An 8,044-nucleotide genomic window follows, 5' to 3' on the forward strand; every position below is an offset into this window, starting at 1 on the left:
GGGCAAGAATCTAAGAAGCTTGTATGCAGCAAGCACCCGTCGGGGAGGGACGATGGAACTCACCCTTCAGCTACGCGACCTCATGAAGGTCGTCCGCCTGCTCAAGCAGCAGCGGGAGGGCCTGCGGCCCGGCATGCCCGCCGGCATGGTCGGCATCCTCATGACCATCGACCAGTTGACCGGCCGCGACGAGTGCTGCCACGCCAAGGAGCTGGCCCGCCACTCCGGCCTCGACCAGTCGACGGTGAGCCGGGCGGTGGCCGCCCTCGCCGGCCTCGGCCTGGTCGAACGGGTGCCCGACCCGACCGACAGGCGGGCCAGCATCCTCGCCGTCACGGCCGCCGGACGAACCGTGCTCACCGAGGCGCAGGACTGGCTCGAGGGCGTGCTCGCCCGCGCGCTCGCCGGGTGGCGACGCGACGAGATCGACGCGCTCACCGCGTCACTCGGTCGTTTCGTGGCCGACCTCGACGAAGCGCTGCGAACCGGAAACGCACAAATGGAGACCGCGCGATGACCGCAACCGTGGCGAAAACGCCGACCGACGACGAGCCCATGACGCACCGGCAGACCATGGAGGCCCTCAGCGGCCTGCTGCTGGTGCTGTTCGTCGCGATGCTCAGCGCGACCGTGGTGTCGACGGCGTTGCCGCAGATCATCGGCGCGCTCGAGGGCTCGCAGACGCAGTACACCTGGGTCGTCACGGCGACGCTGCTCGCCGCGACCGCCAGCACGCCGATCTGGGGCAAGCTCGCCGACCTCTTCAACAAGAAGGTGCTGGTGCAGGCCGCGATCGCGGTGTTCATCGTCGGCTCGGTGATCGCCGGTTTCGCGCAGAGCGCCGGCCAGCTCATCGGCGCCCGCGCGTTCCAGGGCATCGGCGTCGGCGGCCTGCAGGCGCTCGTGCAGGTCGCGATCGCGGCGATGATCCCGCCGCGGGAGCGCGGCCGCTACAACGGCTACCTCGGCGGCGTGATGGCGGTGGCCACGGTCGGCGGGCCGCTGCTCGGCGGGGTGATCGTCGACACCGACTGGCTCGGCTGGCGCTGGTGCTTCTTCGTCGGCGTGCCGATCGCCCTCGTCGCCCTCGTCGTGCTGCAGTTCACGCTGCACCTGCCGACGTTCCGGCGGGAGAACGTGAAAATCGACTACCTCGGCGCCGGGCTGATCGCGGCCGGCGTGAGCCTGCTGCTGGTCTGGATCTCGTTCGTCGACGACTCGTTCGGCTGGCTGTCGTGGCAGACCGCGGCGATGGTCGGCGGGTCGCTGGCGATCCTCGCGGTGGCGGTGGTCGTCGAGACGAAGGCGAAGGAGCCGGTGGTGCCGCTGGCCATCGTGCGGCAGCGCACCACGGCGCTGGCGATCCTCGGCAGCCTCGCGGTGGGCATGGCCATGTTCGGGGGCGCGGTGTTCCTCGGGCAGTACTTCCAGATCGGACGCGGGTACAGCCCGACCGAGGCCGGCCTGCTGACGATCCCGATGATGGCCGGCGTGCTCGGCGCGTCGATCGTCGCCGGCCGGATGATCACCCGCACCGGGCGGATCAAGCCGTACATCGTCACCGGCTCGATCGTCCTCGTGATCGGGTTCGGGCTGCTCGGGATGATCGACCACGAGACGTCGATGGTGTACGTCGGCGCGGCGATGCTGCTCGTCGGCACCGGCGTGGGCATGACCATGCAGAACCTGGTGCTCGCCGTCCAGAACACGGTGTCGCTGCGCGACATCGGCGCGGCCAGTGCCACCGTGGCGTTCTTCCGGTCGCTCGGCGGCACCATCGGGGTGTCGGTGCTCGGCGCGGTGCTGGCCCGGCACGTCAAGGACGGGATCACACACGGCCTGGCCGAGGCCGGCATCAAGGTGTCGGGCGCGGGCGACAGCTTGAACGTGAGCGCGCTGCCCGAGCCGATCGCGCACATCGTGCGGGCCGCCTACGGCGACGCGACCGGTCACATCTTCCTCATCTCGGCGGGCATCGCGGTGGTGAGCGTGATCGCGGCGCTGCTGCTGCGTCCGGTGACGCTGCGGACCAGCCTCGACCTGCGCGAGGTCCCCGCGCCGACGGGCGCCGGGGACCGCATCGGCTGAATCGACCGTCTACCATGTCTCCGGCCGTACGCACGGGGGGACAACCGCATGACATCGCCTGGCCAGAACCCGTCATTCGACTTCGACAACCCGGCGAACTTCGTGCGGAACCGGCCGCCGGCGCCGCGGCGCCCGCCGTCCCCGGCGAAGCGGTTCGTCCTCAAGGCCGCCGGCGCCGTCCTGCTGCTGGCGGTCTGCAGCGGCCTCAACATGTACTTCGACAAGGACGACAAGCCGAAGAACACGGCCCGCAACGCCACCCCGGCACCCGCGTACACGCCGGCGACGCCCACGTACACCTACTCGGCACCGCCGACGTACTCGGCGCCGGCGGCGACGCCCACCCCGACCGCGAACGCGCTCGACGCGGTCGACAAGGGCGACTGCCTCAAGAACACGGGCACCGACTACGACCCCGAGATGGTCCCGATCGCCTGCGGTCCGGGCACGTACCAGGTGCTCAAGCGCATCTACGGCACGATCGACGGCAACCAGTGCCAGTCGGTGTCGGGCGCGACCACCACCTACACCGTCACGTACTACGTCAACAACATCCCGCAGATCAGCCGGTCGTACGTGTTCTGCCTCAAGCGGCGGTAAACGCCCCGAACCGGTGAACGATTCGGCACGCGGCACCGGGTGTGGCACCATCGACCGGTGCGACTGGACGACGTCTGGGTCCGCTACGGCCACGGTCCGTGGGTGCTGCGCGGGGTCACGGCGGGGATCGACGCGGGCGACGTGGTCGCGGTGGTCGGCCGCAACGGCGCGGGCAAGTCGACGTTGCTGCAGGTCGTCGCCGGTCTCCTGCGTCCGAACAAGGGCACGGTCACCGAGCGGCCGGCGCGCATCGGCTACGTGCCCGAGCGCTTCCCCGCCGACCAGGCCTTCACCGCGCGCAACTATCTCGTCTCGCTCGCGCGCGTCCGCGGCGACGACCCCGGCCGCATCGCCGAGTGGGCCGAGCGGGTCTACTTCACCGGCCTGCTCGACCGCCCGCTCAGGGAGCTGTCGAAGGGCTCCGCGCAGAAGGTCGGCCTGATCCAGGCCATGCTCACCCGGCCCGACCTGCTCATTCTCGACGAGCCCTGGGAAGGCCTCGACGCGCAGACCCGCGAGCAGGTCCCGGTGATCGTCGAGGAGGTGCTGGCCGCCGGCGGTCGCGTGCTGATCAGCGACCACCAGGGCCAGACCACCGACCTGCCGGGCCTGCGCCGCTGGGACCTGTCCGCCGGTGAGCTCCGCGAGGCGGCCGGCGCCGACGACCGCTGGGTGGTGGTGGAGGTCGCGGTCGAGGCGTCCGCCGTCGACCAGGCCGTCGACACGTTCGAGGCCGCCGGGCACGAGGTTCTGAAGATCAGGGGACGCCGTGAGCACCAGCCCTGACGTTGCGGTGCGGGCGCCGCGTGCGGTGGTGGGGCTGGCCCGGATGCGCACCGAGGCGTTCGTCCGGTCCGGTCGCGTGCTGGCTCCCGGGCTGGCCGCGCTGATCGTTCTCGGTGTCGCCTACGGCGGCGGCGCCGCGCAGGCCGGCGAGGCGTACGGCTACTCGGCCGTGGTGCTGTTCCCGGTGGTCGCCGCGCAGACGCAGATGCTGCTGAACACCGAGCCCGACGTGCAGCGGCGCATCTCGCTGGTCGCCGTCGGCGGCCTGCGCCGGGAGGTCCTGGCCGGCGCGCTCGCGGCGACGGTCGCGGCGCTCGCGGTGGTGGCGGTGGCACTGGTCGCGCCGTGGCTGATCGGCGGCATCACCGGCCCGCAGCACGCCGACGACCCGAGCCTCGCGGAGGGGTTCGCCGCCGGCATCTGGGCCAACCTGCTGCTCCTGCCGCCGGCGGTGGCGCTGGGCGCGCTGGCGAGCCGGGCGGCCGTCGGCAGCACCGGCCTCGGGCTGGCGGTGCTGGCGTCGGGCAGCGTGCTCGGCTACGTGGTCGGCGTGCGCGACTCGTTCGTGTGGTGGCTCGGCCCGCCGCTGCTGTCGACCGCCCGGTCCACAGTGGACGGCCTGGACGCCGCCGCCCTGCTCGGCTTCACGGCGCAGTCGCTGCTGTGGACGGCCGTGGTGCTCGCCGGCTACGGCTGGCTGCGTCGGCGGAACTGAGCGGATCTCACGGCATCATCTTGTCCCAGCGGATGACCTCGTCGAGCAGCTCCGGGTACTTCTTCTCCGCGTAGCGCACGTAGGCGCGGATGTGGTCGCGCATCCGGTCCTCGGCGGCGTCGGGGTCGCGGCGCTGGAGCGCCGTGAGGATCTCGTCGTGGGCCTTCACGATCGCCACCCGCCGCGGACGCGGGTAGTCGATGCCGATCACGGTGCCGTCCATGATTCCGAGCAGCGAGTCGACGATGTAGCCGAACAACGGGTTGCCCGACGACCAGGCGATGATGTCGTGGAAGCGCTTGTTCGCCTCCAGGAACAGGTCCTGCTGGTCGAGGTGCTCGCGCATCCGGTCGATGGTGCCGGCTAGCTCAGCCAGCGACTCGTCGGTCATCCGGTCGGCCGCGAGACGGCTGATCATCGGTTCCATCGCTGTACGCACCTCGACGATGCTGCGGAACGGCGCCTTCCGCAGCTGCATGAGCAGCACGAGGGTGCCGGCGAGGTGGGTCGAGTCGGGGTCCTGCAGCACCGGGCCGCCGCGCGGGCCGGGCTTGAGCGCGATCACCCCCTGGAACTCCAGAAGCCGCAACGCCTCCCGCAACGTGCCCCGCCCGGTCTGGTACTTCTCCAGCATCGTGCGCTCGGGAAGTAACAGGTCACCGGGTTGCAGCCGCTCGATGACGACGTCGCGCATGATGCGTTGGGCCACCAGCATCGCTGCCTTCTGCGGCCGGGCGGCTCCGATGGAGGCGCTCACATGTGCTCCCTCGCGGTATCGAAGGACCGGGTATCGAAAGGCGTAGTGCGGTGTCACGCTACGGGACGGGTCAGTTCGACGAAAACTTTCACCTCGTGTAAACGGCGCGGGCGGTGCCACGCGTTAACCGGACGCCAACCGCCGAGCAAAGGGGAAGAGGTGCCGGTGACCACCGCTGTCGACGCGGCATTCGAGGCGTACGTGGAGGCCCGCGGCGCCGCGCTGGTGCGTTTCGCGGTGGTGCTGACGGGCGACGACCACCGCGCCGAGGACATCGTTCAGGACGTGCTGGCCAAGGCGTACCTGAAGTGGAACCGGATCGTGCGCGTCGAACTGCCCGACGTCTACATCAGACGGATGGTCATCAACGCGTCCCGATCCTGGTGGCGCCGGCCGACGAACCGCGAGACGCCGGTGGAGCGGTCGCCGGAACCGGCCGCGGGTGGCGACCTCAGCACCCGCATCGCCGAGCGCGACTCGATGTGGCGACTGATCACGACGCTGTCGGCCCGGCAGCGGGCGGTGCTCGCCCTGCGCTACTACGAGGACCTCGACGACGACACGATCGCCAGCATCCTGCACTGCTCACCCGTCACCGTACGGGTACACGCCCTGCGCGCCCTCACCGCCCTGCGGGAACGATTCGCCGCCGGCCTACCGTCAGGAGAAGAACAGTGACCGACATGGAGACCAGGGTCGCCGCCGCGATGCGGGCACGCGCAGACGCGTCCACCCCCACCGGAGAAATCGGCCGCCGCGTCCGCGACCGCGCCGTGGGGATCCGGCGGCGCCGGCGGATCGCCGGCGCCGTGGCCGGGACCGCCGCGGTGGTCGCGGTGTCGGCCGGCCTCGCGGCCGTACCCGGGTGGGTGTTCACAGTGGACGGCCGCAGCACGCGGAACGCGGTGCCCGCCGTGCCGGCGGAACCGGCCGTACCGGACCGGTCCGCCGGGCCGACGACGTTGCCGGCCCTTCCCGCGCTGGCGGGTGCGGCGGCCGACCCGGCGGCGGTGGGCACCGACCCGCGCGTGCTCCACTTCGACATCTACCTCGACCCGATCGGTGCCACCGCGTCGGACTGGGCGTCCGGCCCCGGCTACGAGAAGTTCGTTGTGCCGTACGACACGAAGGGGCGGGCGATCGAGGTGCTGCTCGGGCGCGACCCGGCGGTGCTGGAGGAGCGGCGTGAGCGTCCGGGCGTCCACGTGCGCACCGCCGACGGCGGTCGCGGCACCACCGAGACGCCGGCCGGAACGGTGGAGATCGGCGACCGAACGGCCACCCTCCACCGCGAGACCGGCCCCGGCGACCTCGCAGGGAACCAACTGGATACCCGCAACGTACAAGGCACCGGGATCGGGTGGATCCTGCGCTGGCAACCTGTCGACGGGCTGTACGCCGTCGCCCAGGTGGTCAACGCGAACGAGGACGACCGGGAGACGGTGCGCACGGTCGCCGGCGCGCTCCGGCTCGACCAGGCGCAGCGCTGCGCGACGCCGTTGCGGCTGGCGACCGCACCGGTCGACGCCCGGTTGACCACGTGCCGCACGTCGGTGTCGCGGGCACCGGTGGCGGCGGCCGGCGTGTGGCGCCTGTCATCATTGGAGTTCACGCGCGCCGACGGCACCACCGTCAACGTGTGGACGGAGGCGAAGCCGCAGCGCGTCACGCATGATCTGAACCAGTTCCAGGCCAACCACACCATCAACGGTGTGCCGGCACAGTGGCGCACGGCCGATCCGGTCGGGCTCTGGCTGCTGGAGTACGGTCCGGCCGAGGTGTTCGTCAGCGGTGCCGGCGAAGCCGAATCGGTGGCGCTCGTGTCGGGCCTGACGTTCGCGCCCGACCTCACCGCCACCGGTACGTGGGTCGGCTGACGCCGCCCTCCGATTCGTCGGGGCCGGTCCTTCGGGACCGGCCCCGTTGTCGTAGGACCGTTGTTGCGACCACGTTTCGCACTTGTCGTCGCGAACATTCGAACGGGTGGCGCGATTAGGGCACGAGTGCCGGAATTGCTTTGCTGGCCAGGTTTTTTGGCTATGGTGGGTCGCGAGGAGCCCTCCGAGCGGTTCGGTCTACTGTGGAATCCGTGGCCAGTTTTTGCCGGAATCGGTGGCGCTTGTGGGCTTTGCGGTGCACAGTGTTGTCATGAGCAGCAGCGGTGCTGGCCAGTTTTACTGGTGCGTGAAGCACAGCCGCGTGGAATCCGACGCGAATATCTGCCCCGCCGTCGAGCGCCTCGGTCCCTACGACACCGAGGCAGAAGCCGCGCGGGCGCTCGACCGTGTGGCCGAGCGCAACGCGGTCTGGGACGCCGAAGACGAGCGCTGGCACGGTGAACCGCAACCCTGAAGCTCACCCGCGCCCAATGGAGCCGGGCGCATCCGCGAATTCCCCACAGTCTTAGGTTCCGCGACAGGAGGAAAACCCATGGCCGAATCCTTGGCCACCAAACGTACGGCCGCGAAGCGCGCGGCAGCCGGCACCGCGAAGCCGGCATCGTCGCGCACGTCCGCTTCGTCAGCCACATCGGCGAAGCCGGCTGCCCGTAGGATCACCGCGTCGGGCAGCAACGCCGCGAGCACGATGACCACGTCGGGCAGCCCGGCCCGCAAGACGACCGCCCCGGCGGCCCGCAAGACGACCGCGGCGGCGGGTAGCACCCGCAAGCCGACGGCGTCGGCAGCCGGCAAGGCGACCGTCTCGGCCGGTAGCACCCGCAAGCCGACGGCGTCGGCAGCCGGCAAGGCGACCGCCGCCTCGGCGGGCACCGCTCGTAAGGCGACCGTCTCGGCGGGCAGCGCCCGCACGACGACCGCGTCGGCGGCGAGCGCCGCGCGCAAGACGACCGCGGCCGCGAGCAGCGCGGCGACGTCCGCTCGCAAGACCACCACCGCCGCGGCCCGCAAGACCACCGCGGCCGCCAGCCGCACGGCAACCGCGGCCCGCAAGACCGCAACCACCGCGGCCCGCACAGCGGCGACGGCCGGCCGTACCGCAACGTCGGCCCGCAAGCCGGCCACGCGTACGTCGGCTGCGGCGTCGAAGCCCGCGTCGGGGCGTTCGTCGGCCGCCAAGCCGGCCACGCGTTCGTCGTC

General features: G+C 71.4%; 8 protein-coding genes and 1 pseudogene. 7 read left to right on the top strand and 2 right to left on the bottom strand.

The window, feature by feature from the left end; translation table 11 throughout:
* Positions 1–160: 160 nt before the first annotated feature.
* The 5 genes and pseudogenes from Vau01_RS65365 to Vau01_RS35490 form a co-directional block, all read left to right on the top strand.
* Positions 161–334: pseudogene (locus tag Vau01_RS65365) on the top strand (MarR family winged helix-turn-helix transcriptional regulator); the annotation flags it as partial.
* A gap of 179 nt (positions 335–513) precedes the next feature.
* Positions 514–2,088, top strand: coding sequence for an MDR family MFS transporter (locus Vau01_RS35475; RefSeq protein WP_239152112.1), 1,575 nt, complete (start codon positions 514–516; stop codon positions 2,086–2,088).
* A gap of 48 nt (positions 2,089–2,136) precedes the next feature.
* Positions 2,137–2,688, top strand: coding sequence for an LppU/SCO3897 family protein (locus Vau01_RS35480; RefSeq protein WP_204002264.1), 552 nt, complete (start codon positions 2,137–2,139; stop codon positions 2,686–2,688).
* A 57-nt stretch (positions 2,689–2,745) separates the two neighbouring features.
* Positions 2,746–3,474: an ABC transporter ATP-binding protein gene (locus tag Vau01_RS35485; RefSeq protein ID WP_204002267.1), complete on the top strand. Its 729-nt coding sequence runs from the start codon at positions 2,746–2,748 to the stop codon at positions 3,472–3,474.
* Positions 3,458–4,189: a hypothetical protein gene (locus tag Vau01_RS35490; RefSeq protein ID WP_239152114.1), complete on the top strand. Its 732-nt coding sequence runs from the start codon at positions 3,458–3,460 to the stop codon at positions 4,187–4,189. Before Vau01_RS35485 ends, Vau01_RS35490 begins: the two co-directional genes overlap by 17 nt.
* A 7-nt stretch (positions 4,190–4,196) precedes the next feature.
* Here the strand turns inward: Vau01_RS35490 and Vau01_RS35495 are convergent, their stop codons facing one another.
* Positions 4,197–4,946, bottom strand: coding sequence for a FadR/GntR family transcriptional regulator (locus tag Vau01_RS35495; protein WP_204002269.1), 750 nt, complete (start codon positions 4,944–4,946; stop codon positions 4,197–4,199).
* A gap of 165 nt (positions 4,947–5,111) precedes the next feature.
* Between Vau01_RS35495 and Vau01_RS35500 the strand changes: the two genes are divergently transcribed.
* Both Vau01_RS35500 and Vau01_RS35505 read left to right on the top strand, forming a co-directional pair.
* Complete coding sequence (locus Vau01_RS35500; RefSeq protein WP_239152115.1) at positions 5,112–5,624, top strand: SigE family RNA polymerase sigma factor; 513 nt, start codon at positions 5,112–5,114, stop codon at positions 5,622–5,624.
* Positions 5,625–5,629: 5 nt separating this feature from the next.
* A complete protein-coding gene (locus tag Vau01_RS35505) occupies positions 5,630–6,823 on the top strand; it encodes a hypothetical protein (RefSeq protein ID WP_204002275.1) in 1,194 nt (397 codons plus the stop codon).
* 369 nt (positions 6,824–7,192) lie between these two features.
* On the opposite strand, the gene Vau01_RS35510 is transcribed toward Vau01_RS35505, so the two are convergent.
* The coding region (locus Vau01_RS35510; RefSeq protein ID WP_204002278.1) for a hypothetical protein at positions 7,193–8,044 on the bottom strand (852 nt) is incomplete at its 5' end.

The organism is Virgisporangium aurantiacum (assembly GCF_016863635.1).
Lineage (GTDB): Bacteria > Actinomycetota > Actinomycetes > Mycobacteriales > Micromonosporaceae > Virgisporangium > Virgisporangium aurantiacum.

What these genes read in the sequence shown, in the direction of transcription:
- Vau01_RS35475 (WP_239152112.1), top strand. Translation starts at nt 514, where the DNA reads ATGACCGCAACCGTGGCGAAAACGCCGACCGACGACGAGCCCATGACG.
- Vau01_RS35480 (WP_204002264.1), top strand. Translation starts at nt 2,137, where the DNA reads ATGACATCGCCTGGCCAGAACCCGTCATTCGACTTCGACAACCCGGCG.
- Vau01_RS35505 (WP_204002275.1), top strand. Translation starts at nt 5,630, where the DNA reads ATGGAGACCAGGGTCGCCGCCGCGATGCGGGCACGCGCAGACGCGTCC.